This is a genomic window from Cytobacillus sp. QJM3NY_8 (assembly GCF_056173585.1).
Window position 1 is genome coordinate 230,946 of record NZ_JBWBUY010000002.1, and the last position, 23,864, is coordinate 254,809.

The following is a 23,864-nucleotide window of genomic DNA, read 5'->3' on the forward strand; positions in this document are numbered from 1 at the left end:
ATATAGGGAGGTGTATCCCTGCCTCATTTGAGATAGGGATCGCCAGCTGGCATACCTTATTCAATTTGATGCAGGGAGTCAGCAGCATGGAATTAAATAAAGTGATTGAGACAGATGAAAACCCAAAGATGATTGAAATTTACCTGGAGCAGGCATGGCAAAGTGCTTTTTGTTACGCATTAGCGGTAGAGGAACCAAAGCATGAATGGCAAGGAGCTAAATTACTCATGACCATTATTGCTGGTAATGATTCTACTTTACAGGCTATGAAAGCTGCAGTTGATACCGGGAGTGGTGGTTTGTCCTTTGGGCAAGGGAAGAAAGATTTAACTGACTATAAATTTTCCCAAGAATTCCGTATGTACTCTGATAAAGGGAAGTACTCAAAGTTCCCAATCACCATTAATCAAAACCGAAAAGCGGTCGCAATTGTTCATGATGACCTGCTTGGAAACGGGGATTATATTCTTTCGTTCGATGCAGATCCTGGAGAAGGGCTACGACAAATTTTAGGTGGCGGAAAGTATGGGCTTAACATTCTACCTGAATGGAAAGATATTATTCTAAATGAGTTCTTAAGAAGAGGTTGTATTGAGGAATTCAAATTTTATTATGATTCCGCCCTTTTTCCTGACGGATTTTCCATCTATAAACTGAATTTTAGTGAGGAAACTGGAGAGCAGGAAGCGGATGATATTATTTCTGGAATGATTTCAAGTGGGATGCTGAAGTTTCCTAAGACAGGAACTGGTCAGGCAGTGGAATCCATAGAAGATTTGACACAGTATATGACAACCTTCATGGATGATATGGTCACAAAGGTAAGCAATAAAGTTACTCCGGGCCATGACCCAATGACAGACTCTATACACCCGCAAATCTCAACTTATAAGCGGGAACTTTTTCCTGTCCAGTCTCATGTTACTACCGCGATCGCTAAAGTTTTGAAAAAGCAGAAGGTAGCTTTAATACAAGGTGAAATGAGCACGGGTAAATCAACCATGATGACAGCAATTCCTGATGTAGTTGCTGCTATGTCAAATAAAAAAGGGTATTTTGCTTGTCTAATGTGTCCCCCAAGCCTAACAAAAAAATGGCCGGAGGAAATAAAAGAAATTTTACCTCATGCTGATGTAAGAGTTATTGAACGGACAGAGCAACTCATTGAGTTTCATCGTAAATGGACCAGTCAAGGAAGGCCTAAGCCATTGAAACCAACATTCTTTGTCATTTCCTTTACAACAATGAGGGGCGATTGTGCGATGGTTCCTGCAGTTCGTTTTGATTATAAGAAAACGGTACTTCAAAGTGAGTCAAACTCCTTACCATATCGTTTTGGATACTATTGTCCAAGCTGCGGTAATGCACACCAGGTTATTGAATCTACTGCAGTGGAAACCAATGAGGATGGAGAGGAAGAAGAGGTTCAGAATAAACGGAGGATGGATGAAGATGAATTTGGAACAAGCAGGCGACTTCATAATTCAAAAAATCCAGCCAATGCTTTTTGTTCTGAATGCGGTGAAAGTTTATGGACCAAGAAGGTACCTACTAGATACCAATCAATAAAAGACTGGTTTAAGTACGAAAGGCAGATTGAACATGCTTTAAAGCAGAATCAGCCTTTGGTCCAACAAATTCAGCTCTCTCAACCTGAGATTCCTAAGAAAGTCGGGAATCCAAGGAGAATCGCTTCTATTGAATACATCCGAAGGAAAATGAGATGGTTTTTTGATATTACTATCTGTGATGAAATCCATATGCTGAAATCTGGCATGTCAGCCCAGGGAAATTCACTAGGGAGCCTTGCAGCTGCTTCAAAGAAGCTTATAGGTGGTACAGGAACCCTTTTTGGAGGCAAGGCCGAGGATATCTACTATACACTTTGGCGCTTATTCCCACACCTTATGGTTGAGAACGGATACGCTTTCAATGAAGTTCGGAAGTGGAATGAAGAGTATGGAAACATTGAAACGACTATTTACAATCAGGACGATAAAGGCGAGTACAGCAACAAGCAATCGCGAGGAGGCACCAGGAGAACAGAAAAGGTTCTTCCCGGTATATCACCATTTGTGTTCTCAAAGTTTCTTGTCCAAAACAGTGTGCTTGTCCGCTTAACAGATGTATGGCCAGACCCTGTGGAGTTGATCAATGTTCCTACAATTCTTGTAGATTTAGACGAGGATTTAAAGAAGCATTATAACAACATGGTATCTACATTTGAATCAGCTATCGATGGACGAGATGACGGGCATAAGCTTTATCTTCCATTGACTCAAACAGGCATCGCATATCCAGATAACCCTTTCACCTATCCCCCATTCTCTATCAAAACAGAAGATGGGGACCGAGATTTAATTTGGAGCCCAGATGAATTTCCTAAAGAGCGAATACTTAACAAGGAAAAGAAGCTCCAGGAAATCATTAAGGGTGAGATAGAGGAAGGCAGGAAAAGTATTGTCTATGTTCGAGATACAGGTTCCAGTGTAGAAGGCAGAGATGTAAGGCCGCGTTTACAACACATTCTTGAGCAGGTTGGAGCAAAGGTTTGTATCTTAGACACTTCTACCACGGCCACAAATAAGCGTAGTGAATGGCTAAAAAAGAAGATAGAAAAAGAGGGATACGATGTTTGTATTGTGTCACAGGAGCTTGTACAGGTAGGTCTTGACCTATTATGTACACCTACCCTCATTTTTTACCAATTTAGTTGGAGCTTATTCACGATTAATCAAGCTGCTAGAAGAGCATGGCGGATCGGACAAACGGAAGAGTGTCGTCTTTATTACTTAGCCGTGCGCCCATAAGGTGCATTAATGAATCGGGAATGACACCCCGTAGGAATGAATCCAATTTTCCTATCACCGGTCACTTACTTTTATTGGGAAACTAATAAGGGGACTGTAGCATGTGATTAAAGAGCAAGTCATCTAGTTGTCAAGATGCGACTGAGCTTTGGTGAAATGTTGTAAATGAGGATGAAAGCTAGACTGCTTGAAGAATAGCCTGAGCAGCCCTTATAGAAGGCATAGGCGCAAGACAATTACAAGGAGCGTCTATGGAATGTGACACATGAGGTTAGGCTAGACTCATGCGATGTAGGATTCCACATTCCGGCAAACTCAATCAGAGAGTAAAAGGCGAAAGTTCCATCCGACATTACAACATGTCATGTCATTAATGTAACTAAATGGGGATTACCTAAACGGGAATGCCTTTAGAACGGCTATTGGTTATAGACCTGAATATCCCGCATGGTAACGGAGCCTTCGTAGTAGTCCGAAATAGGGAAAGCCTATTACATGGCGAAGGAAGGCAGTTTACCAGTCCAATAAGAATATGGGGAGGTTCGAGAGGAACCATGAGAAATCCAGAAGTACTATTGGGTAACCTGAAAAAGCATTCGAGTGATGAGAATTATAAGTATCAGCAGTTATACAGGAACCTTTACAATAGGGAACTTTTGCTCTTGGCTTATCAGAATATAAGTGGAAATGCAGGAGCTATGACTCCAGGTATTGACTGTAAGACTGTCAGTGAAATGAGCCTGGAGAGATTAGAACAGCTAATAGCTAGACTTAAAAACTCTTCCTATCAGCCTAATCCTGTCAGACGTACACATATTCCGAAGAAAAATGGTGGAAAAAGACCATTAGGATTGCCGTCAGCAGATGACAAGGTAGTTCAAGAAGCAGTCAGAATGATGCTTGAAGCAATCTATGAAGGAAGCTTTACTGATACATCACATGGATTTAGGCCTAACCTTAGTTGCCACACCGCACTATCTCATCTAAAAGCAAACTTCACTGGTACAAAGTGGTTTGTTGAAGGAGATATAAAGGGGTTCTTTGATAATATTGATCATCACATCTTAGTTAATCTTTTGAGAAAAAGAGTTAGGGACGAGCGTTTCATCGACCTAATCTGGAAGTTCCTTAGAGCAGGGTATGTGGAGGATTGGAAATGGAATAAGACATATAGTGGTGCACCTCAAGGGGGTATCATTAGTCCGATTCTTTCTAACGTCTACCTCAATGAATTAGACAAATTTATGATTAGATTTGCTAACTCATTCAACACAGGTATCGAGAGGAAAAAGTTTCGTCCTTACTTGAATGCTCAGCAGAATGTCCTTAGAAATAAAAAGAAGTTAAGAGAGAAAGCTCACTTGATGAATGATGATGAAAAGATACAAATCAAGGAGAAAATCAGACACTACGAAAATGAATGGCGATCCATGCCTGCTATGGATCCTATGGATTCTAACTACAGAAGAATTCAGTATGTTCGATATGCTGATGATTTTATAGTCGGAGTTATTGGTAGTAAATCGGATGCGGAATCGGTAAAGCAGGAAATAACAAACTTCCTTTATAGCGAGCTAAAACTTGAACTTTCACAAGATAAGACACTTATCACACATAACACCAAAGAAGCAACATTCTTAGGATATGAGATAACCGTCTATCAACCATCAGCTGATAGTAAGAAATACAGCGGACTTATAAAACTAGAAATGCCTAGAGAAAGCTGGGTTAAAAAACTTCAACAATATCAGGCTATCGAAATGACACAAAAAAGATGGAAGTCAACTCACAGGGCATATCTTGTACCCCTTGAAGACATCGAAATAGTAAGCACGTATAATGCTGAAATTCGCGGTCTCTACAATTACTACAAACTTGCAGTAAATGTCGGGTACGAAATGCACAAATTCTACTTCTTCATGAAGTGGAGCTTTCTGAAAACTATGGCTAATAAATATCGTTCAAAGGTCTCTGAGCAACATAGAAAATATCACTGCAATGGTAGACTTATCATTCGCTATGAAACTAAAAAGGGACTAAAAGAGCGAGCATTCTATGATGAAGGGTTCAAACGGAACAAGTCTCTTGTATCCGCTGGAAACTCGAACATCGATAGATTAGCCGATACGTTTAACTTTAATAGTATAAATAGCTTTGGTAGCAGGCTTAAAGCGAAGGTTTGTGAAGCATGTGGGGCGACTAATAAGTCTCTACAAATGCATCACACTAAGCGCCTTAAGGATTTGAAGGGGAAAAATCTCACTCGAATTGAATTTCTGATGATTGCGAGAAACAGAAAAACAGTTGCAGTTTGTGAAGATTGCCATCTTAAATATCATCACGGCAACCACAAACACTAACAAATTCAGGGGTAAATGGAGAGCCGTATACATTGAGAAGTGTACGTACGGTTCGGAGGGGAGTACGGAGAAACCTACTTGCGTAAGCAAATAAGGCGCTCCGTGCTTACCCTACTATAAAGAAACTTTCCAAGAACAAATGGCTACCTTGATAGCTCAGAAGAATAAAGCTGCCGGTGCCATAAATGGAGAAGTAAGTTCAGATGGGCTTAATGCAATGTTGGGAGATGAAGGAGACCTGCAGTCCATGCTGATTGAGTCCATTAAAAAAGGAAAAGTGCTTAAGGGCTCTACCGAGGAATGGACGGCAGAAGCTTCTGATCGTGCAAGAGAAATCTTAGCAAGTATCGGAAAGAAAAAGAAAATGGGCAAATCACCAAAAGAACAATTTATTGCCTGGGTTAATCAGCAAGTTTCCGCGGATTCCTCTAAAAACGTCCTTATCCGGAAAGCGGCAACGATTACACGCCATATTGCAGATGGCAAGGTCAATGGGTTTATGTTTACCAATCAAATCCTGGAAGTAGATTTAGTAGAAGCTTTTGGATTCGATTGTATTCAAGATGGGGAAATCGTGGCTTACTTAACGGAATATGAAAGAGCAAAATTTGCAGAAACAGCTGAGCAAATATCAATATTCGAAGTTAATGTTGAAAAAAATACAAAAACAAAGAAGAAGCGAACAGCCGCGGTAAGTGGGCAGCTGGCGTTTGATCTTTTTTAGGAGGAGGCACTTATGTCAATTTTAATAACTTGGGATTGGGCTGTTTATTTTTATTGGTTTCTTGAAAGTTATTTTTATGTACGGGTAGAGGAAATAAAGGTTTTACATTACACCGTGGATGATGACTATTCATTTTCTAGCGAGGATTGTACAAACTTGGCAGAAATTATTCCTATAACAACTGCGAAGTCTACAGCGAATGCGGTAGAGGAACCATTAATTCTAAAACCAGCATTAAATGAGGAATCAGAAGAATTATTTATACAGATTGAAAAAGAGATAACAGCTGTTGATGAAGGTGATATTTGTCACCTCCAATATGAATCTGGTGAATTACTATTAGGTGGTGTCAGCCAAGAAGCAGAACAAGAAGAAATTTTCGTTTCTGAATGGATAGAGGACGACGACCTGGATGAAGATTGTATTCATATGAATGACTTAATGATTGAACAGGCAACACCCTCACAAAATGGTTTTGAATCATTTGCCTCTGCAAAAATTATGGATTGCCTAGAAGGTGCACAACAATGGGTAGTTTCTGTAGTTGGTATTGAAGAAAACTATATCCATATTTCAGACGGAAAAAGGCTTTGGGTAAATGTGGGGGAAAAAGCAAAAAAAATAGGCAATGGGGATATTCTCATTCTAGATGTAGTAAGGACTGGTAAGGAAATCAGTGTACAAAACCTAGTAAGAGTTGAAGCATCTGTGTCAGAGGAGTACATGATTCCAGATGAAGAGCATCTTATTCAAGACGATAGAGTACTAGCAATATAAGAACTCCAAAAGAGCGACTTTTGTCGCCTTTTGGTCCAAGCCTGGGTGCAAAACCTTGGTTTGGACCAAAAGAATAATTCTTTTGGTAATAAAGACCCTCATATTTTACATTTTTAGATAAGATAATCAGATTTTCGACACTTTTCGACAGCGAGGATGAGTCTATTGTAATATAATAATGGCAGTTTTAGTTTTACTTGGAAATGTTTTCATTAATAGCTTTTTTTATCCAAAATATAGAGATTGAGAATATATGGAGATTTATAAAGGATTTTAAATTAAGGCTTAGCTACAATAAATGAGAGGAGATTTATCCAATGATAATTCAACGGTTAGGCGAAAAGCAAATTATAGAAATAAAGCAAGAAATTAAGAAAAAACAAATTGGACTAAATAAACTGCATATCAATTTCAGGTTTGTCAAAGGGGAGTTATACATCAATGCGATGGGGGTAGAAGGAATACCTCAAACAGAAGAATATTATGAATCAATTGAAGATAACCTAACCTATGTAGATTTAGCCTGGTTGACCCCACTAAGTAACCATTTAAATGTAAACCTGGATGCTTCTATAGCAGTTAACCCGGATGGATCCTTTGAACATAATAGTATTGATTTAGAATTACATACAGCTCTTCCAAGTGAAGTTCAAGATAATCATAGAATACTAAGTTATATTACGCCACTGTTTAAGAAACTAATTCCATTTAGAGCGTTTCTTACCCAGATTGAATTTGGATGGCATAATTACCGATTAAGCAATATTCGATTTAAGTTGAACTTGGATGGTAAAAAGGTTAATACCATTTTAAGCAATGAGCAAACTGTTAACACACAGGTTCTTGGTCAATGGCTATCTTCTCTTTCTCAAGTGCTGGATTACAATCAAGGAAGGTACAAGCACTTAGTGGACCTTCCAATCATTAATGGCCGAATTAGTACAGCAACTTTTGAAACGGGCCTTTGCTTCCGCTTTGATGGAAAAGGGAAAAGAAGATGGTCTTAAAATTTCGTTTCCTATTACTACTCTTTGCTTTAGTGATTTTGATACCCTCTGCTGCAAGCGCAAGTCCGTTGCAGCAGGGTAACGGTATCACATTAAATGAACAGCTCAATGTTTGGTCTACAAATCTAAATAATACTGCACCAAAAATATCCTTTTTGTTCTCTGCCATATTTACAATAATGTTTCTATTTGGAGTGGTTAGGCTAGGTTACTCAATTGTTACTAAGACTGGCCAGGTGATGAAAGGATCCACCGGGCTTTTAATCTGGGTTCCAATCACTTTCTTTTTCATCAGAATTTTAATACTATTATTATTTACAACAAATAGTGAAAATGTTACACTACTCGCAAGTGATTTTATTCAGTTAATCTCTGCTGCCAGTCACTCTACTGTTGATTGGATGATATCAATTGGATTAGTATTTTATCTACTTTATCGCTTGATAAAACATCCTGAATTCGGCAGGTGGAGCAAAAGAATGTGGGTCTTTGCTGGCGGATTAACCTTATTGACGTTTATTTCTCCAATTGTATTAGGTGCTGTATAACAAGCTATTAGGAAAAGGGTGAATGCCATGTTAAAACTTGTAATAGATAATAGTAAAAAGCAAGTAAATCCTGCAGCGGTATCATGCCGGACATCGTGTGACCTATTTGATGAACTTACAGAAACTTGTTCGATCAGTCAAAACGTAAATGTCGATAGTTCTTACGAGGCAGCAAGGTGCGGCTTTTTCTTATCTAGAGATATAATGGCCTCTCCCCCGCTAAACAATAATCATATTGGCTTTAAATTCTCACTAATAGAAGAAGAAGCTGATTATTTATTGGACGATCCGAATGTGTTTCATGAATTAATCGGAAAGCCGGTACAAAAGGAAAAGTATACATATCCAAATGAGCCTGACTTTCCAGCTCAAAGAGAAGACGCCAGATGGTATGTATCTTCTTGTGGTACTTACGGTTGCTGGATAGTCAATTTGTGCAAAAAACCATTGCTACATCCAAAAAGCCTTGAAAATGCAGTAAAAGGCTGGACTTCAAAAGTATATAAGTCCCCAATTCCACTGCACGATCACAAATCTTCTCTCACATTGGCCTCCAAAGTCGCGTGGATAATAGACGCAGAAGGATACGGGCAGTATGGATTACTAATTAATGGCCAAATTTCTTCAATTTCCTCTCCTAAACCGGTAAATTGGACGAAGTGATATTGATAATTATGCAAAAGTATTGATATAATTAAATCAAACAAAATATATAAAGGGACCACCCTGTTGTAAATGCATACTTCTACTTGTATGCACTTTTACAGCAGGGTTTTTTTATGTAGGAGGGGAGATAGTGAACAGAGATACCATTATGGTGATACATGAAAAGTCACCGTTTCAGGATGGGTTGGTTAAGCTAATTGATCTGAAGTTTGGACATTTGTTCAAAGTTATTAAAACGGAGACTAGTAAATTACAACTTTATGAAAATGGTTGTGTTCCCAAACTAATTATTCTCGAGAAAGTAATTAATCCAAAGACAGTTGAGTTTCTTATCAAAATGAGGAATATGGGTTCCAAATTAATTTTAGTTACCTTAGATGCTTCAGAAATAACTGAATTAGAGTTAAACCTTTTTAACGCGTTTCTTGTTAAGAATATGCGTACTTTAGAAATGCTGAAAGTCATGGAAGATTTACTGGATTATAAAGAAAGCTATGTGCACCCAGACTTTGGTGATATATTTTTGAAGAAGTTAATAAACGCCTAATTAAATTGGAAAAATATATAAGAAAATACTTGTTTTTAGTGTAATATATGTTATATTTATTTGTAATTCAAACACTAGATATGAGGGATTTTTAATGAGAAAAACTGTCGCAATTTTCGGAGGATCTCAAGAGGCTACGTACAAGCGAATAGGACAAAAAAATAACGTAAATATTATCTTCCATAGTGGTAAAACAAGAAACGGAGGTAACAAAAAGGAGTTCAAAACGCTAGTAAAGAAGGCAGATTGTGTAGTCGTATTACTAGGGGCAGTTGGACACGTAAGTATGGATATTATAAAAGAAGTTTGTAAAGATCTTGGTAAAGATGTGCTTTATCATAATGGGTTTGGTGCTTCTGGCGCTATTCAAAGGTGTGTAGAACACTTAAACACCGCAGCTTAAGAGGAGACATGACTAGTATGATTTCAGTAAATGTTAAAGAGCTAACTCAAGGAGAATTATTGTTGATTGAAACTTTGCGGAATCTTGAAGATCCTGATGAGTTGGTTCGCGCCTGTTGTGATGTTCAATCAATCAATATCAAGAATTGCTTGTTAAATATAGCTGCAGAAAAACTTAAAGGCATTTGTTGAATAAATGATTAACCGGAGGATTTGCTAATGTCTGATAAAAGTGGGAAAAAGGCTTACATAGTTTTAGGGGTTTTATTAGGAGCCTTAATCATTACCGGATGTGGTAGTCAAGAAATTATGCCTGGAACAGAATTTAATGATAACCATAAAGCATTTTCAAATACGGCTTAACTTAATAAAAATATAGCTTATTCTTCGTATATTAGGGGGGAGAGAAAATTGGATCAGCTTCAGTATCAAAAGAAAATTATAAGAGAGGAATATGGAGACCTAAAAAAGCCGACTGAAGAAGAAACAGTTAAAAAAGAATCCCTTATTTCCAGGCCAAAAAGGAGTAATAATCAATTTCTTTTTAGGAAGGGAGGAAGGGTCTGATGGGGAAAGCACTCATTTGCGCTGAAAAGCCCAGTCAAGCAAAAGCGCTTGCTGCTCCATTTCCTAATAAGAATATGAAAACACATATAGCCATTGCACCTTGTGTCATGTTCCCCGAAGGTGCAGTGGTTATTTGGGCTGTGGGACATATTCTAGAACTTTATCGTCCTGAAGACTACTCAAAAGCGTACCAGGAATGGAGTTTAGATAACTTGCCTATTATTCCAAAAGAGTACAAGTTAAAGGTTATTGAAAGTAAAAGAAGCATTTTCAATAATTTTAAGAAGTTCTTAAAGGACCCCGACATTTCAGTTATCATACATGCTGCTGATCCTGGAATTGAGGGATGTTTATTATTAGATGAGATTTTCTACTATTTGAATAATAGAAAGCCAGTAAAAAGATTGTGGACTAGTAGCCTGACCAAAGATAGTGTGGTTGAAGCATTTCGTAGCATGAAGGACAATAGGCATTATCAGCATTATTATTATGCGGGATTAGCCCGACAAAGAGCCGATTGGTTAGTGGGCATGTCTGCTAGCCGAGCCTTAACTTGTCTGCTTAATCAAAAAGGAATTGAAAAAACATTTAGTGCGGGACGAGTACAGACCGCCTTAATGAGTATTATTTATCAGCGTGAAAAGGAAATTGAGAACTTTATTAGTAAACCATATTTCGACCTAATCGGTGAATTTCAATTTGGAGAGGCCAAATTAAATGCCAAATGGTTTAGTAATGAATCAGAGCACATCTTTGACATGGATGAAGATATGCTTGAAGCCTTTTCTAAGTATTGTCAAAGTCAACCAGCTATTGTTAATACCATTAAAAAAGAAGAAAAAAAGAAACGACCTCCTATGTTCTACAACTTATCTTCCCTTCAAATGCATGCTAATCGTTTATATGGAATGACTCCCGCTAATGTTTTAGGTTTTGCTCAAGCATTATATGATAAATCCCTGATTACATATCCACGTTCCGACAGTCAGCACTTAACTCCTGGGGAAGCAGCTTGGATGCCAGTCATAATAAAAAATTTGGGAGAGCTGGAGAGCTATCAAGATTTAATAAAGGGAGCAACTCGAGATATTTCTCAAGATAAAAGATATGTGGATTCTGAAAAAGTAAGTGATCATTATGCAATCATATTGACGGAAGAAAAGGTAAACCCGCTTACTTTGCCAAAAGGGGAACAACAAATATATGACCTAATTGCTAAATCCATTATTGCCGCACACTATCAAGACTACATATACGATACTACTGGAATCATTATTACGGTTGCAGATAAATTTGGTTTTAGAAGCAGCGGGACCCTTGTTAAAGAAGAAGGGTGGAAAAAGATATATATGGGCCTTTCGACAAATTCGGGGGAGGAAGAGAACCAGTTACCAGATATAAAAGAAGGGGAAGTCGGAACAATGCTTTCAGGCCAAATTAAAGCTGGATCAACAAATCCCCCTTCTCGTTTTTCACTAGGAGACTTGATCAAAATTATGTGTAATCCCGCCCCATATTGCGCTGATAAAGAAGATTTTAAGAACTCTGAGTTGCAGCTGGGAACGGAAGCAACCAGGAGCGGCATCGTATCTATTATCACCAAGCGGTATGTAAATGTAAGCAAAAACCTAGTTTATATGCTGCCCGAGGGCCGTGTCTTAATTGAAGCATTAGGGGAAAACAACTATCTAACTTCTGTATTAACCAGCGGTAGGATGGAACGTTATCTAAAACAAATCCAAAAAGGAGAAGGTTCTGTTTCCTCCTTCGTTAAGAGAACGGAAGACATAACGAAAGAAATAGTTGAAAAACTTATTAAGGATGCCGCTTCTTGGAATTTTGTTGAATATGCCAAAGATATTCAAAAAGCTGAAGAAGTAGGTCTATGTAAAAAGTGCGGTGCACCAGTTTTAGAGCGTGAAACGTTTTACAGTTGTAGCAACTTTAAAAAGACAAACTGTGATTTCAGAATAAGCAAGGTTGTCGCGGGAAAACCGATCAGTAAGGAGAACATAAAGAAATTGTTTACTACTGGTCAAACCTCTTTAATAAAGGGATTTAAAAGTCAGAAGAAACCAGATAAAATGTTCGAAGCCTTTTTAGGTTGGGATGAGGATAAAAACAAACTTATATTTAAATTTCCGCAATAAAGAGAATAGGAGGAATAAAAATGAATTCAGCCCTGCTTCACAATGGCCAAATTATTACCGCAGCTGAGTACAATCCAGATAAGAATGGCCAACGAATTAGATGCATTGATAAAAGTTGTCATACCGACCTAATTTTTGTTCCTGGAACAGATTCATCTGTGCCTTACTTTAAAACAACCGGCAAGAACGATCATTCAAAACACAATGAAAAATGCGGATTTTATAGAATATTAACTTTTGAGGAAAGTATAAAAAAGGTAGAAGAATATCAATCTGACTTAATGGAGAAAGGCATAAAAGAAACCCTAATTCGGCTAAATTTAAAAAAATTAGATCCTGATTATGTTGCAAGAACAGTTGAAAAAGAGGAGAGTATAAAAAAGGCGAAAGATCCAAATGAGGTAAAAGTGAAGCAGGAAAGCAAGACGCCTAACAGTATTGGTACTTTAAAGGCTATAGTTAAACTCCTTACTTCATATGAACCAGATACTTTGGCAACAATATTGGTTAGCATTAATGGGCGAAAAATTCCTCTTTCCCAGATTGTCATTAGCCATGATAAAGCACATGAATTAGCATGGTACGACCGAGCAGACCCTAACCTTAGTTATTTTGTATACGGGGTTATCCAGAATGTTGTAAGAAGAGAGTCAGTGTATTATATTAACTTCGAGCCAATTAATGGGGTGGTTTTTAGTTTGGTTATATTCTCAAAATACTTTAAACACTTCACTTATAAAGATGAACAACTTATAGGAAGAAAAGTTTTAGCTTACGGTTCCCGATTAAAAAAGAATGAGTATAAGGGAAAAAATACGTCAGAACTTGTAATAAAATCAAATCAATACATAGAATTCTTAGGAAAGAACTAAATAGCTTATAGAGGTAGATGAAATTATGAATTATCCAATGGTAATAAGAAGAGAGCCTTTGTTTACAGGCTGGTTAATCGTTGTTTTCGCATTATTATTTTATAAATTACTTACACTACACCTTATTATAGGGCTGGCTATGGGAGCAATTTTTGCTGGTATATTATACTTAATGCTACAACACAAAATCATTGTTAAAGATGATCATTTTATTTACAAAGATTTTTCGCGAAACCGTGTTCAGTACCAGGAAATAAATAAAATATTTTTAAGGGTAGACAAGCACTATGGTAACAATAATTTAAGAAAATTTTGGATTGATGTAATCTTGACTGATGGTAATCAATTCTGTATTCCTTCCTACCTATTTACAAACGAAGAAATCTAAAGATTTTTTCAATGTGGCTCTAAGTAAAAACACTGATATTATAATCAATTCGAGTTTAATCGACTATATTTCCTCTAAGCAAACAAGTATAAAAAAGATAGGAAGCATACTTATAATGACCTTGTTTACATTAATGGTGATATTTTATTTGGTTAATGCTAATTAGTGTTCTAACAATCACATTTGGTTCAAGACATCTAGTGTTTCCCCAATAATAAAAGTGAAGAAATTCTTCACATTTTTAAGTATAATTGGAGTTATTGTCTTAGGGCATTAATTCTAGAGGCATATATACAGGGGGCAACCATGGAAAAAACAACTGAAGTTTTTATAGACTTTGATTTCGACAAAATTTATGACTATAAAGAAATGCCAGATAAGAATAGCGGTCGATGTGATAACTGCAATAGTGCTCACTTCAAGAGTTCAGTGGGTGAAGGTAAATTTATTAGAGAATGCTCAAGTTGTGGATTAAAGAAGTCAATTTAATTTATTAAACGTATACTTATTAATTTTAGTCCATATGAACCCTTGGCACTTTAGCCAGGGGTTCAATTTTTATCCCCAAAACGGCTCCCTATTCATATTATTGAACTACTAAATGATATTTGTGGCTGTCATAATGAATATATCAATAAAACAGTGCTATTATTTGAATATTTCAATAAAATGCCAGTTTAGCATGACAATTCTACTATAATGATAGATGTATCTATAGATAAACAAGGAGGGTTAGAAAGGAAATATTTTAAATTTATGATTAAGGATGTGTTTGCAGAATGAAAAAGTGGTTAAAGCCTGGTTTTTCAATTTTTCTAGCAAGTTTATTAGTTTTGAGTTTGGCTCTTCCTGGATATGCTGCAGGGAAAGATGGTAAAAGTAAAACTAGCAATTTAGCTTTAGAAAAAATAAGTGAAATGCCTAAAGAAAAAAAACAAAGGGTTGAAGCAGCTCTTGATAATCCTAGCTTCAAAAACCGATCTGAACTATCAAAATCAGAAGCTGGTTTAGTAAATAAGGTTACTAAGTCACCTTCTACTTACCTAAAAGATGCAGATATTGTTAAGGATGAATCTGTTTTAATTTACGGAACAGAAAATCCAAATGTTGTAGTTTCGAATACAGATGGTTATGTTGAAGTGATTGAAAAAGTAGACGAAAACTCCTTTACTATAAATGGAGAGGTACATAAAATACAAGTCACTTCAGAAGAAGATCAAGTGAAGAATAAAGAAGAAGAACAAAATGCTATCGAAGCATATAGCAGTAGCAGTTGGGTTTCAGGTGGTAATCCAGGAGGTAATTGGTCTGTTATATGGTCAGGGTGGCGAAATCTTCATTTTGAGAACACTATAGGGACTTACACAGTAGGTGCCCTTGCAACAATTATTGGTCTGTTTACTTTACCAGTATTAACCTCTGCAATGATAGGCATTGCTTCAATCTTGTTAGGTTCTATATATACAAACTCGAGCGCAGCGCGACTTTACCAAATCAACTACAAACATCAATATCCGATTTACAAAAGAGAATATTATCAAGCTTATGCAGTTTGGGAAGGTAAGCAAATATATTTGGGTTACAAAAATATTTATTATCATAGAACTCCAGGTGTTTAAAAACCTAAGCTGATAAAATATGGGAGAGGAAACCCTTTCCCATATTTTTAATAATTTGAATATTAATACCAATAGAATCCACTTTTTATGCTACAATTTAGAAATACAACTGGGGAGGAGATTTTAACATGTATGTTTACGCAGTGTTAGTATTTCTAGCCTATTTAATTACGTACTTTATTTTAAAAAATAAGCTTGATATTAAAAGTAACGAAGGAAAATTACACCTTAATAAAACACATAAAATTACTGAAATAATAGTTGCTGCAATTGCATTAATAATTTTATTTTTAATTGGCTTTGTATTTGAATATGGTTTAAAACCACATTATCCTGTTGTTATCCTTTCAGCTATTTTGCTTGTTCGTGCATTGTTTGAAAGAAAGTATTTGAAGGAATCTAAACGGCATATCTTAAGCATTTTAACTAGTTCAGCGTTATTTATTATGTTTATAGGGATTGAATTATTTTTTATATAAAACTGCTTTTGATAAACACTAATTATAAAGAGGCTGGGACAGAACTAAATTGTCCGTTGTTAAAGCCGAATGATTTCTATTTTAAAAAGTAATAAAAATAAAAAAAACGAACTATTACGAAACTCTAAATCAGAATTTCGAATAATAGTTCGTTTTTTTCTTTGGTCGAAATGCTTTTGTCCCAGCCCCTTAATCTTTATCTTTTTCCACCGGTCTATACTTACCCTCTGAAAGTTTCTCAACTAAATTAAACTCGATCAACTTCTTCAAGGATAAATTACAGTAAGCAGCTGCATCGTATTTATCTCTTCCTACTTTAAGTCCTATCTCAGATGGTCCTACACCTGACTGCTTTTCTTTGTATAACTCACATAACGCTTTAAGGATATTCTTATCTTTTTCAGTAATTTGTTTTTTGGACTGTTGTGACAAAATATACCTCCCTAGATATGGTTATAAAGGAAAAGTAAAACAATAAGGGCTTATAAATCAAGTCATTTAGCAGATCTACATCAAATTGGGGAGGTTCGACTTACAACCTTTCCAATATATTCAAAAGGAAATATAATGATATCTAGTTAAAAATTATAAATCTTTCCAAAGGAGTGTTAAGAATGAGTAACAGAAATAGCAAATACGAACCGCTACAAAATTTTTTAAAGTCCCAAAAGACCAAGAGTACTAAAATGACCTTTTAGAGGTGGAAGACATTCTTGGATTCACACTCCCAAAATCAGCCTATGAACGTGAAGCATGGTGGGATAGATCTGACACACACTCAGTCCTTCGCTTGGAAAAATGCTGATTTTATTGCAAAACCAAACTTGAAAGAAAAAAAGGTAGAGTTTATTAAGCACATAGAAGATTAGTTTTATAAAATAAGCTTCGTTAATTAGGCTACAATCACAAATAACAGTAGGGGCGAACAATGATTAGAATAAAAAGTATAAATGAATTTAATGAATATAGAAAAAATAAAATTGGTTATTTCCTTATAGAGGATAAACCAACGAAAATTAAAACATTACATAATGTAAGTTGTCCTCATATTAACATTAGATTTTTTGAACAAAAGGTCATCAATAATCAAGAAAAGAATGGAAGTTACTACTGGTGCGGAGGTTTTAAGGGAATCATAAGTGAAGAGGGCATACGTGAGTGCCTAGTTTGTAAGAAGTAATTATGCGACTACATACATCTTCAACGAAATGATCCCCTTAAATGGTATAAAAGTAGAAGACACAAAAATCATCCAGAAGAAACTGCGCAATTTAAAGAATTTTTTTAAATACGCGAATCCGATAAGAGGCAAATTTTAAGAACAGCTACCAAACAAGGTAGCTTCTTTTTTTGAGCAAGGGTATGTCTGGAATACGTATACCAGTAGCAATTGTATATTTAGATCTATATTATCATAATAATTTAGACTAAAAGATGGTGGTGATTATTAGTTTCTCTGTAGTTCGAACTAGATACATTGGTACTATTAGTACTATATCAATAAAGGTTTATGTTAAAATTAAATTATAATGGTAAATATTAGGTATTTCATTTTCGTAAATACACGAATTGCTTGTTCTAATTAGTCAAAAAAAACTATGCCATATTCAATGTAAAATGTGAAATCCTGGAACTCAAATATAAAATTATTAGTAGGTGATTTAATTGAATTTTGGTCAAGTATTAAAACTACATAGGATCAAGCTCAAAATGACTCAGGCAGAAGTAGCTTCAGATATATGCTCAATTCCTCATTTAAGTAAAATAGAGAATGGTTCTAAGGAAGTAAATAAAGAAACACTTTTTCTTTTGCTGAAAAAGGTTGGTCTTAAATATGAGGATATAATAATAGACCAAAAGTTAGCTGTGGAAAAAATTAAACATTTGTCAAAAGAAATTTATTTCTGCAATTATAATGAGGCAAAAACTATATTAGATAATATTCGTCTTAAAGAAGAGCAGTACGTTAGTTATGGTCTTGGACCAAAAATATATTTGGAAATGTGTAGATACTTTATTCATGAAAATAATATCGAGTCGGCAAATAAATATTATAAATTATTAACAAAAATGAAAAAATCCCTATTACCAGAAGAATTAGAATCCTTAACATTTATACAAGGGCTTTTAGCTTTAAAACAAGGTAACTTGATAGAATCCTTAAGGTATTTCAATAAATGCTTGGATTATAACTCCTTAGACCAGGGTGATGTACAATATTATTTTGGGCTTGTAAGTGGTAGGACCGGAAACTTTGGTGAAGCTATAGAGGCAGCGATTAAAGCAAAGGGATTATTCATGCAGACTTACAACTATAAGCGAATTAACCACGTAAAGTTACTACTTGGAATAACATTAGCGGAATTAGGGACTTACAATAAAGCAGAGTTATATTTTAAAGAAGTAATTTATAACTCGAAGATATTAAAAGATAAAGAAATAGAGTCTATAGCTAGTCATAATTATGGACTTATTTTGAAAAAAAAGGGCGACTATAAGCTAGCTAAAGAAATATTAAATGAAAGTTTAAATTTTCATAAAGATAATAACAAACAAGAGAGATACCTGGATAACCTAACCGAACTGGCTGAAATATATATTATAGAAAAAGAAGATATTAGCAATTCTTTAATTGAAGAAATACTTTTATTATCTGATCTTCACAAGAAAGATGAGTATTTTCATATTTTTTATATCTACAAACTTTTATTAAAAAAAGAATATGAGAAGATGGAGGAATATATCCTCAAAGAAGCGATTCCCTACTTTGAACTACACAATCAAAAAAAACACTTAATATTTTGCTATAGAAAACTAGAAAAATATTGTATAGATAGTTTTACACTCAGTGAAATTAAGAGCTTATTTAAAAATTCAATTTCTTTATTCGAATGAAGACAAATATATCTCTGCCCTAATTAAAATTTTCCCAATATGAAAATTCATAATTTTCTATTATTCTCAAGTTATTAATAGTATTAATATTAAGGAGGGAAAAATTTGCAATTTGAGTTAGAGAATGATGAACACGACCTTTTTAAACATTATGTGACGGTATTACCATTTAATAAAGAATTTGAATTATGTCTTGCTGGACCAGCCAAATTACCGGTTGAAATAGAAGGAGATGTATATGTATTTAACTGGTACACATGGTTCAAACAGCCGCAAGAGAATAATAAATCCTATAAAAAAGTATCTGATCAATACCCTTTTAATAGAATATGTTCTTCTATACTAACCTATGGAGATTTTAAAGATTCAAATGAAGCTTTTGTGAGACTTCATAGTGTCTGCCAAACTGGAGATATATTTCATAGTCAAAAGTGCGATTGTGGGTATCAGTTGAATGCTTCTTTAAAAGAAATAGTAAAAACAGGAACAGGAGCTCTATTTTATATTGGTTATCAAGAGGGTAGGGGTATTGGATTATTCAACAAAAACTTAGCTTATATTTTACAAGAAAGAGGTTTTGATACTGTAGAAGCTAACAATACCTTAGGTTTAGAAGATGATTACAGAGACTACAATGAACCGATAATAATCTTAAAACACCTAAGGACCAAACCAATTTCTCTTCTTACCAATAACCCACTAAAGGTTGAAGCCTTAAAAAAATATGGGGTTACTATTAGCCAAAGAATTCCTCTGTGGGGTGGAGAAAATTCTTTTAATAGTAAATATCTTACTACCAAAAGGGTTAAGAATAATCATTATAAACAGGAGCTGATAGTAAAATGACACTTCTTATTAAAGAAAATGAAACAATCCTTAGACATCGTGGTCCGGTAACAAGTGTGGTTATTAATGAGGAAATTTCTCGCGTTTTTACTGCTGGTTATGATGGAGCAGTTGGAGAATTTAATTTTACGACAGGCGAATTCAAACTATTAGGAGTACATAACCATCTAGTAAATAAAGTGGTTTCAAATGGGAAAACTCTATTAGCAACTTGTTCTTCCGATTACTCAATTATAATTTGGGACGTTGAAAAACAACAAAAGAAGAGTACCTTACTGGGACATAATGATGATGTGGAAGATTTTGTTTTTATTAACCATAACAAAGGTATAAGCACATCCCGCGATAAGAGAATTATAATTTGGAATTTAAACAATGGTTCGATCGAAAGAATTATCTATGGTCATGATAAAGATATTTTATCTATTGCAGCCTTTGAAGACAAATTTGTTACTACAGGAGATGATAAGACCCTTAAACTATGGAGTGTAAAAACTGGGGACTTACTAAAATCTTGGGGCCCTTTTGACGTTGAAACAGATACTTGTGCAATAGATATAAAGAATAAAAGAGCAGTTTTAGGGTGTGATGACGGGGTTATAAGGATTTTTTGCTTAAATTCAGGAGAACTATTAAAAGAGATACATGCACATAAATCGGCAATAAAGAAAGTAGCAGTGTCGCCTGTTAATGGTAATATTTTATCAGCAGCATATGATCAAAAAATATATTTATGGAATTCTAAATCATTTGATATGGAAGTGAGCTTTGAAAATATTAATACTAAATGGGAAAGATCCTTGACTTTCTCTCCTTCCGGTAAATATGTTTTAGCGGGTTCTTTTGATGGTACAGTCATTCTTTGGGATTCGCTAACAGGAAGAAAATTAAAGGAATTTGGAGATATCGACAACTCAGGAAACCCCTGTTTTAACCAGGTTTCTGTGAATGATAACCTACTTGCTACTGTCAGTGATGATGGGTATGTAAGGCTAGGAGACATAAGTTCAAATGATTTTGCAAACAAGTTTGAACCCCAAAGTGGTAGATATCTAATGAATGCTGTCCATTTTACCCAAAATAAAATCTTTACGGGTTCGCATAACCAAAAACTTCATATATTCAACTTAAATCAAAACTGTAACAAAAATTGTACAAAGACATCTCATTCTTGTATTAACCACCATGAAGTCCTTATAAACGAAGGCCCCATTAATATAATTAAGTCTATTGGGTCAGGAGAAGATGAATTAATTTTTATAGGTTGCTATAGCGGCAAAATTATTATTACAGATTCAAACGGAACAAAACGTAATGCTATAAAAATTCATGACGGAGCTGTTAAATCACTAGTGTTGCATCCAAATGAGCAATTTGGTATAAGCTGCTCAGCCGGAGGAGAATTAATCTCATGGGATTTCAATGGAAAGATACTAGATAATTTTATAGGTCATTCAGCCATTATCAATGATATTGATATCGATCCAACCGGAAATTATTTAGCGAGTGTATCACGGGATTTCACCCTTAAAATTTTTGAAATTAATACAGGGAGAATATCTGCGATCTTTGATTTAGGTAATAAATCATTAAAATCTGTGAAGTTTATAGATGAGAAAAATCTAGTTGTGGGAGATTATTGGGGCAACCTTGTAAAAGTTGATCATATTTCAGGATTATCTAAAAAGAAAAGTATTGCTCAAAACGGTATAAGTAGTATAGATGTTTCTAATGGTCATATTGCAGCTAGTTCTTATGATGGCAGTATTTATATCTTGGATACAGAGCTTAATTTAACAAACAGAATTAAGGCTATGGAACAGAAATTTACTAATGATTCTACATGGGAGAGATAGTGATGAAGAAAGTACAAAGAATTGTGGTCTTAATAGTTTTTGTAACATTTCTAAGTGGTGGAGTAAACACGCATAATATAGTTCAGGCGGAGAGTATAAATAGTGATCCTAATGGTCCTATTTGGCCACCTGCACCTGAAGAAATAAGATAGATAATGATTATATATTTTTGAACCCTCCAACTTGTAGACAAAGCCTAGTTACTAGGTCGGTCTACAAGTTTTTTTATTATTACTTGGCAGTTTAATTCACTCTATTTCATAAATTTAAAAATTTTCCCAATTGTTAAAAGTATAAATCTAAATCACAATAAAGTTGTGCTAGCATACAAATTTTTTACAGGGGGTGAAATCATGAAGAGAAAGCCTTTCAAAAAACCAAGTCGTTCAATCGCAGTTGCTGAGAAATAAGAAATGATTCTTTTAACATCTTAAGATTAAAAAACTCGGATGAGATAGGGTTATTACTCTATCTCATTTGATAATTGAGGAGGAGAATTGTGAATATATCTGATAGACTTACTAAATTACTTTATGTTAAAGAACTTGATTTAATCTTATGTGCAGATATTAAAGGGAGACTTCACTATCTTAATAAGGATTTATCCGTAGTAAAGTCATCACCTTCTACTCATTACAATAACATGATTAATGCTATAACTTTTGATAATGGATATGTATTCACCAAAGATATTAGAGGGGTAATAGGAAAGTGGGACTTAGCAACGTTAAAACCACTTGATTTCCATGATGACTATTCTTTGAGAAGTGAGGAATACCTTTTGACACTTGATGAGGAACCATCGCCAAGTCTTTCTAGAGGAATTGGTACTTTTAATGGAAAGTTATACACAAATAATGGGTACTCACAATTTGTCGTCTTAGATCAAGAAACTTTTGAGCCTTTAGATATACTTCCTCCATTCAATGAAAAATCATTTATTGATTGCATATGCACTGAAAACGAAAGTATTCAAGCCATTTCGGAAACTTGTGGAATACTTCATTTAGGTACTATCGATAATCTTAATTTTGATAAAAAAGTTCCTATCGATAGTGGAAATGTTCACATCATAAAATACGACCAGCTGCACAATCGTTTTGTTGCTACTCAGGATTATGGGCTGGACGCTGATAGAAATGTAAGAAATGGAATAGTGACCATAAATCCAGATAACTTAGAGAAAAAGGAATATCATTTCACAACAGACGATGTGGAGTTCCTTTTGTTTTCTGAAGACTACAAAAAGATAATAACTGGTGGTTTTGATGGAAGATTATATATTTATGATAATACAAATGAGGAAATAAAGTTAGTTGATGTTATAGGTCCATTTAGGTACCAATTTGTAAGTGCCACTATAATTCAAAATGAAATTTTCTTATTGATGCAAAGTGGAGAGCTTGTTAAAGTGGATTTTTCCGGAAAAATTTTGTCAAATGCTATCTTTGACTATTCTTGTATTTGGTCTATTGAACAACATCCTGAAGATAAACAAACACTTTACTTAGCTACTGGTAAAGGCGTTAGCATAATAAATTTCGAATCAACTAAATACAATAGTGTGACAGTTAAAAAGATAAAACAAAATGTACATTCCCTTGGTATCACTTTTAGGGTTTGTCCTCTCAAAGCGGGGTCTTATTTAGCTGTCACCAGGGATAATATAGTTTATAAAGCGGATATGGATGGAACAATCATATGGTATAAAGACTTTGGTGACCTTACTAGATATATTTCAATAAATGAAAACTTTGAAACCGCGTTGCTAGGGCTAGAAAATGGAGATGTTTACGAATTAGATGTTTCTACAGGAAGCACATTAAATAAATTAACTTTCAATGCACCAATTTATGTAACAGGTTATAGAACGAATGGAAATAAAATCATTGGTTTAAAAACCGGTGAAATTATTCAATATAATAGCAGCTTTGAAAAACTCAATGCATTTACACTAGATGGATATCCAAAGCGCATTGTCCAAAATGAGAAAAAGGAATTTATTACAGGTACCTTTGGTTTCATTGAAATCGATTTTGATTCGGGAGAATCTAAAAAAGTCTTTACTGAGTTATTATGGAATACCAATGAGAATGGAACAAAGATTAACGATCATGTATTTGTTATTAGTTATGGTAAGCAAATAGGAGCCTATGATTATGCAACTGGTGACATGGTTGACCTGGTTGAACCACTATATGATTATCCTAAAGGATTATATGGTGTTTCATTAGAAGGAGAAGAAATTCTTTTTGTAGGTGGTAATGGAGGGTTTGTAAACATCTATAGAATAGTCGATGGATCACCTATAAAAGTTCGTGAGTTTTATGCTTAGTAATAAGCAGCAACAT

The 23,864-nt window shown here is 34.9% G+C and carries 24 protein-coding genes; 23 read left to right on the forward strand and 1 reads right to left on the reverse strand.

Annotated features, from left to right (window positions below):
- The first annotated feature begins 86 nt into the window (after window positions 1-86).
- The 17 genes from AC0VZ9_RS28070 to AC0VZ9_RS28150 all read left to right on the forward strand — a co-directional run bounded on the left by AC0VZ9_RS28070 (window position 87) and on the right by AC0VZ9_RS28150 (window position 15,916).
- On the forward strand, window positions 87-2,810 hold the full coding sequence (locus AC0VZ9_RS28070) for a helicase-related protein (protein ID WP_236566243.1): 2,724 nt from the start codon (window positions 87-89) through the stop codon (window positions 2,808-2,810).
- Window positions 2,811-3,364: 554 nt separating this feature from the next.
- Window positions 3,365-5,170, forward strand: a complete 1,806-nt coding sequence (ltrA, locus tag AC0VZ9_RS28075) for a group II intron reverse transcriptase/maturase (RefSeq protein ID WP_159866695.1) — start codon at window positions 3,365-3,367, stop codon at window positions 5,168-5,170.
- 139 nt (window positions 5,171-5,309) lie between these two features.
- Complete coding sequence (locus AC0VZ9_RS28080; protein WP_159866698.1) at window positions 5,310-5,894, forward strand: hypothetical protein; 585 nt, start codon at window positions 5,310-5,312, stop codon at window positions 5,892-5,894.
- A 12-nt stretch (window positions 5,895-5,906) separates the two neighbouring features.
- The gene (locus tag AC0VZ9_RS28085; RefSeq protein WP_159866701.1) at window positions 5,907-6,671 is read left to right on the forward strand and encodes a hypothetical protein; all 765 of its coding nucleotides are present in this window, start codon (window positions 5,907-5,909) and stop codon (window positions 6,669-6,671) included.
- Window positions 6,672-6,988: 317 nt separating this feature from the next.
- Window positions 6,989-7,678, forward strand: a complete 690-nt coding sequence (locus AC0VZ9_RS28090) for a hypothetical protein (protein WP_159866704.1) — start codon at window positions 6,989-6,991, stop codon at window positions 7,676-7,678.
- Window positions 7,669-8,226 carry a hypothetical protein gene (locus AC0VZ9_RS28095; RefSeq protein ID WP_159866707.1) on the forward strand — a complete coding sequence of 186 codons (558 nt, stop codon included), beginning with the start codon at window positions 7,669-7,671 and terminating at the stop codon, window positions 8,224-8,226. The genes AC0VZ9_RS28090 and AC0VZ9_RS28095 overlap by 10 nt, the downstream gene beginning before the upstream one ends.
- A 27-nt stretch (window positions 8,227-8,253) precedes the next feature.
- Window positions 8,254-8,889, forward strand: coding sequence for a hypothetical protein (locus AC0VZ9_RS28100; RefSeq protein WP_159866709.1), 636 nt, complete (start codon window positions 8,254-8,256; stop codon window positions 8,887-8,889).
- A 133-nt stretch (window positions 8,890-9,022) separates the two neighbouring features.
- Window positions 9,023-9,439 (forward strand): hypothetical protein, encoded by a 417-nt coding sequence (locus tag AC0VZ9_RS28105; RefSeq protein ID WP_159866711.1) that lies wholly within the window; start codon window positions 9,023-9,025, stop codon window positions 9,437-9,439.
- A gap of 94 nt (window positions 9,440-9,533) precedes the next feature.
- Complete coding sequence (locus AC0VZ9_RS28110) at window positions 9,534-9,842, forward strand: DUF2325 domain-containing protein (protein WP_159866713.1); 309 nt, start codon at window positions 9,534-9,536, stop codon at window positions 9,840-9,842.
- Between the two features lie 17 nt (window positions 9,843-9,859).
- Complete coding sequence (locus AC0VZ9_RS28115) at window positions 9,860-10,033, forward strand: hypothetical protein (protein WP_019379900.1); 174 nt, start codon at window positions 9,860-9,862, stop codon at window positions 10,031-10,033.
- Window positions 10,034-10,060: 27 nt separating this feature from the next.
- Window positions 10,061-10,204, forward strand: a complete 144-nt coding sequence (locus AC0VZ9_RS28120) for a hypothetical protein (protein ID WP_159866715.1) — start codon at window positions 10,061-10,063, stop codon at window positions 10,202-10,204.
- A 203-nt stretch (window positions 10,205-10,407) separates the two neighbouring features.
- Complete coding sequence (locus AC0VZ9_RS28125; protein WP_159866719.1) at window positions 10,408-12,558, forward strand: type IA DNA topoisomerase; 2,151 nt, start codon at window positions 10,408-10,410, stop codon at window positions 12,556-12,558.
- Between the two features lie 20 nt (window positions 12,559-12,578).
- Entirely contained in the window at window positions 12,579-13,430 is an 852-nt protein-coding gene (locus tag AC0VZ9_RS28130; protein ID WP_159866721.1) for a DUF7828 domain-containing protein, read from the forward strand.
- A gap of 25 nt (window positions 13,431-13,455) precedes the next feature.
- Window positions 13,456-13,818: a hypothetical protein gene (locus AC0VZ9_RS28135; protein WP_159866723.1), complete on the forward strand. Its 363-nt coding sequence runs from the start codon at window positions 13,456-13,458 to the stop codon at window positions 13,816-13,818.
- A gap of 306 nt (window positions 13,819-14,124) precedes the next feature.
- Window positions 14,125-14,307, forward strand: a complete 183-nt coding sequence (locus AC0VZ9_RS28140) for a DUF8096 family protein (protein ID WP_159866725.1) — start codon at window positions 14,125-14,127, stop codon at window positions 14,305-14,307.
- Window positions 14,308-14,597: 290 nt separating this feature from the next.
- Window positions 14,598-15,437 carry a hypothetical protein gene (locus tag AC0VZ9_RS28145; RefSeq protein WP_159866727.1) on the forward strand — a complete coding sequence of 280 codons (840 nt, stop codon included), beginning with the start codon at window positions 14,598-14,600 and terminating at the stop codon, window positions 15,435-15,437.
- A gap of 128 nt (window positions 15,438-15,565) precedes the next feature.
- Window positions 15,566-15,916: a DUF4181 domain-containing protein gene (locus AC0VZ9_RS28150; RefSeq protein WP_159866729.1), complete on the forward strand. Its 351-nt coding sequence runs from the start codon at window positions 15,566-15,568 to the stop codon at window positions 15,914-15,916.
- A 189-nt stretch (window positions 15,917-16,105) separates the two neighbouring features.
- On the opposite strand, the gene AC0VZ9_RS28155 is transcribed toward AC0VZ9_RS28150, so the two are convergent.
- Entirely contained in the window at window positions 16,106-16,348 is a 243-nt protein-coding gene (locus tag AC0VZ9_RS28155; protein WP_159866731.1) for a hypothetical protein, read from the reverse strand.
- Window positions 16,349-16,844: 496 nt separating this feature from the next.
- Here AC0VZ9_RS28155 and AC0VZ9_RS28160 point away from each other — a divergent pair, with 496 nt between their 5' ends.
- The 6 genes from AC0VZ9_RS28160 (at window position 16,845) to AC0VZ9_RS28185 (ending at window position 23,848) form a co-directional block, all read left to right on the forward strand.
- The gene (locus AC0VZ9_RS28160) at window positions 16,845-17,096 is read left to right on the forward strand and encodes a hypothetical protein (RefSeq protein ID WP_159866733.1); all 252 of its coding nucleotides are present in this window, start codon (window positions 16,845-16,847) and stop codon (window positions 17,094-17,096) included.
- 485 nt (window positions 17,097-17,581) lie between these two features.
- Window positions 17,582-18,811 (forward strand): helix-turn-helix transcriptional regulator, encoded by a 1,230-nt coding sequence (locus AC0VZ9_RS28165; RefSeq protein ID WP_159866735.1) that lies wholly within the window; start codon window positions 17,582-17,584, stop codon window positions 18,809-18,811.
- Window positions 18,812-18,916: 105 nt separating this feature from the next.
- Complete coding sequence (locus AC0VZ9_RS28170; RefSeq protein WP_159866737.1) at window positions 18,917-19,657, forward strand: GTP cyclohydrolase II; 741 nt, start codon at window positions 18,917-18,919, stop codon at window positions 19,655-19,657.
- A complete protein-coding gene (locus AC0VZ9_RS28175) occupies window positions 19,654-21,513 on the forward strand; it encodes a WD40 repeat domain-containing protein (RefSeq protein ID WP_159866739.1) in 1,860 nt (619 codons plus the stop codon). Before AC0VZ9_RS28170 ends, AC0VZ9_RS28175 begins: the two co-directional genes overlap by 4 nt.
- A 2-nt stretch (window positions 21,514-21,515) precedes the next feature.
- Window positions 21,516-21,665, forward strand: coding sequence for a hypothetical protein (locus tag AC0VZ9_RS28180; RefSeq protein WP_159866741.1), 150 nt, complete (start codon window positions 21,516-21,518; stop codon window positions 21,663-21,665).
- Between the two features lie 347 nt (window positions 21,666-22,012).
- On the forward strand, window positions 22,013-23,848 hold the full coding sequence (locus AC0VZ9_RS28185) for a hypothetical protein (RefSeq protein WP_159866743.1): 1,836 nt from the start codon (window positions 22,013-22,015) through the stop codon (window positions 23,846-23,848).
- Window positions 23,849-23,864: the final 16 nt, after the last annotated feature.

Bases quoted from the DNA above. Each gene is read 5' to 3' on its own strand.
- AC0VZ9_RS28180 (WP_159866741.1), top strand. From the start codon at position 21,516: ATGAAGAAAGTACAAAGAATTGTGGTCTTAATAGTTTTTGTAACATTT.
- AC0VZ9_RS28115 (WP_019379900.1), top strand. From the start codon at position 9,860: ATGATTTCAGTAAATGTTAAAGAGCTAACTCAAGGAGAATTATTGTTG.
- AC0VZ9_RS28095 (WP_159866707.1), top strand. From the start codon at position 7,669: ATGGTCTTAAAATTTCGTTTCCTATTACTACTCTTTGCTTTAGTGATT.
- AC0VZ9_RS28085 (WP_159866701.1), top strand. From the start codon at position 5,907: ATGTCAATTTTAATAACTTGGGATTGGGCTGTTTATTTTTATTGGTTT.
- AC0VZ9_RS28150 (WP_159866729.1), top strand. From the start codon at position 15,566: ATGTATGTTTACGCAGTGTTAGTATTTCTAGCCTATTTAATTACGTAC.
- AC0VZ9_RS28175 (WP_159866739.1), top strand. From the start codon at position 19,654: ATGACACTTCTTATTAAAGAAAATGAAACAATCCTTAGACATCGTGGT.
- AC0VZ9_RS28130 (WP_159866721.1), top strand. From the start codon at position 12,579: ATGAATTCAGCCCTGCTTCACAATGGCCAAATTATTACCGCAGCTGAG.
- AC0VZ9_RS28160 (WP_159866733.1), top strand. From the start codon at position 16,845: ATGATTAGAATAAAAAGTATAAATGAATTTAATGAATATAGAAAAAAT.
- AC0VZ9_RS28120 (WP_159866715.1), top strand. From the start codon at position 10,061: ATGTCTGATAAAAGTGGGAAAAAGGCTTACATAGTTTTAGGGGTTTTA.
- AC0VZ9_RS28100 (WP_159866709.1), top strand. From the start codon at position 8,254: ATGTTAAAACTTGTAATAGATAATAGTAAAAAGCAAGTAAATCCTGCA.
- AC0VZ9_RS28070 (WP_236566243.1), top strand. From the start codon at position 87: ATGGAATTAAATAAAGTGATTGAGACAGATGAAAACCCAAAGATGATT.
- AC0VZ9_RS28145 (WP_159866727.1), top strand. From the start codon at position 14,598: ATGAAAAAGTGGTTAAAGCCTGGTTTTTCAATTTTTCTAGCAAGTTTA.
- AC0VZ9_RS28135 (WP_159866723.1), top strand. From the start codon at position 13,456: ATGAATTATCCAATGGTAATAAGAAGAGAGCCTTTGTTTACAGGCTGG.
- AC0VZ9_RS28110 (WP_159866713.1), top strand. From the start codon at position 9,534: ATGAGAAAAACTGTCGCAATTTTCGGAGGATCTCAAGAGGCTACGTAC.
- AC0VZ9_RS28080 (WP_159866698.1), top strand. From the start codon at position 5,310: ATGGCTACCTTGATAGCTCAGAAGAATAAAGCTGCCGGTGCCATAAAT.
- AC0VZ9_RS28125 (WP_159866719.1), top strand. From the start codon at position 10,408: ATGGGGAAAGCACTCATTTGCGCTGAAAAGCCCAGTCAAGCAAAAGCG.
- AC0VZ9_RS28090 (WP_159866704.1), top strand. From the start codon at position 6,989: ATGATAATTCAACGGTTAGGCGAAAAGCAAATTATAGAAATAAAGCAA.
- ltrA (WP_159866695.1), top strand. From the start codon at position 3,365: ATGAGAAATCCAGAAGTACTATTGGGTAACCTGAAAAAGCATTCGAGT.
- AC0VZ9_RS28140 (WP_159866725.1), top strand. From the start codon at position 14,125: ATGGAAAAAACAACTGAAGTTTTTATAGACTTTGATTTCGACAAAATT.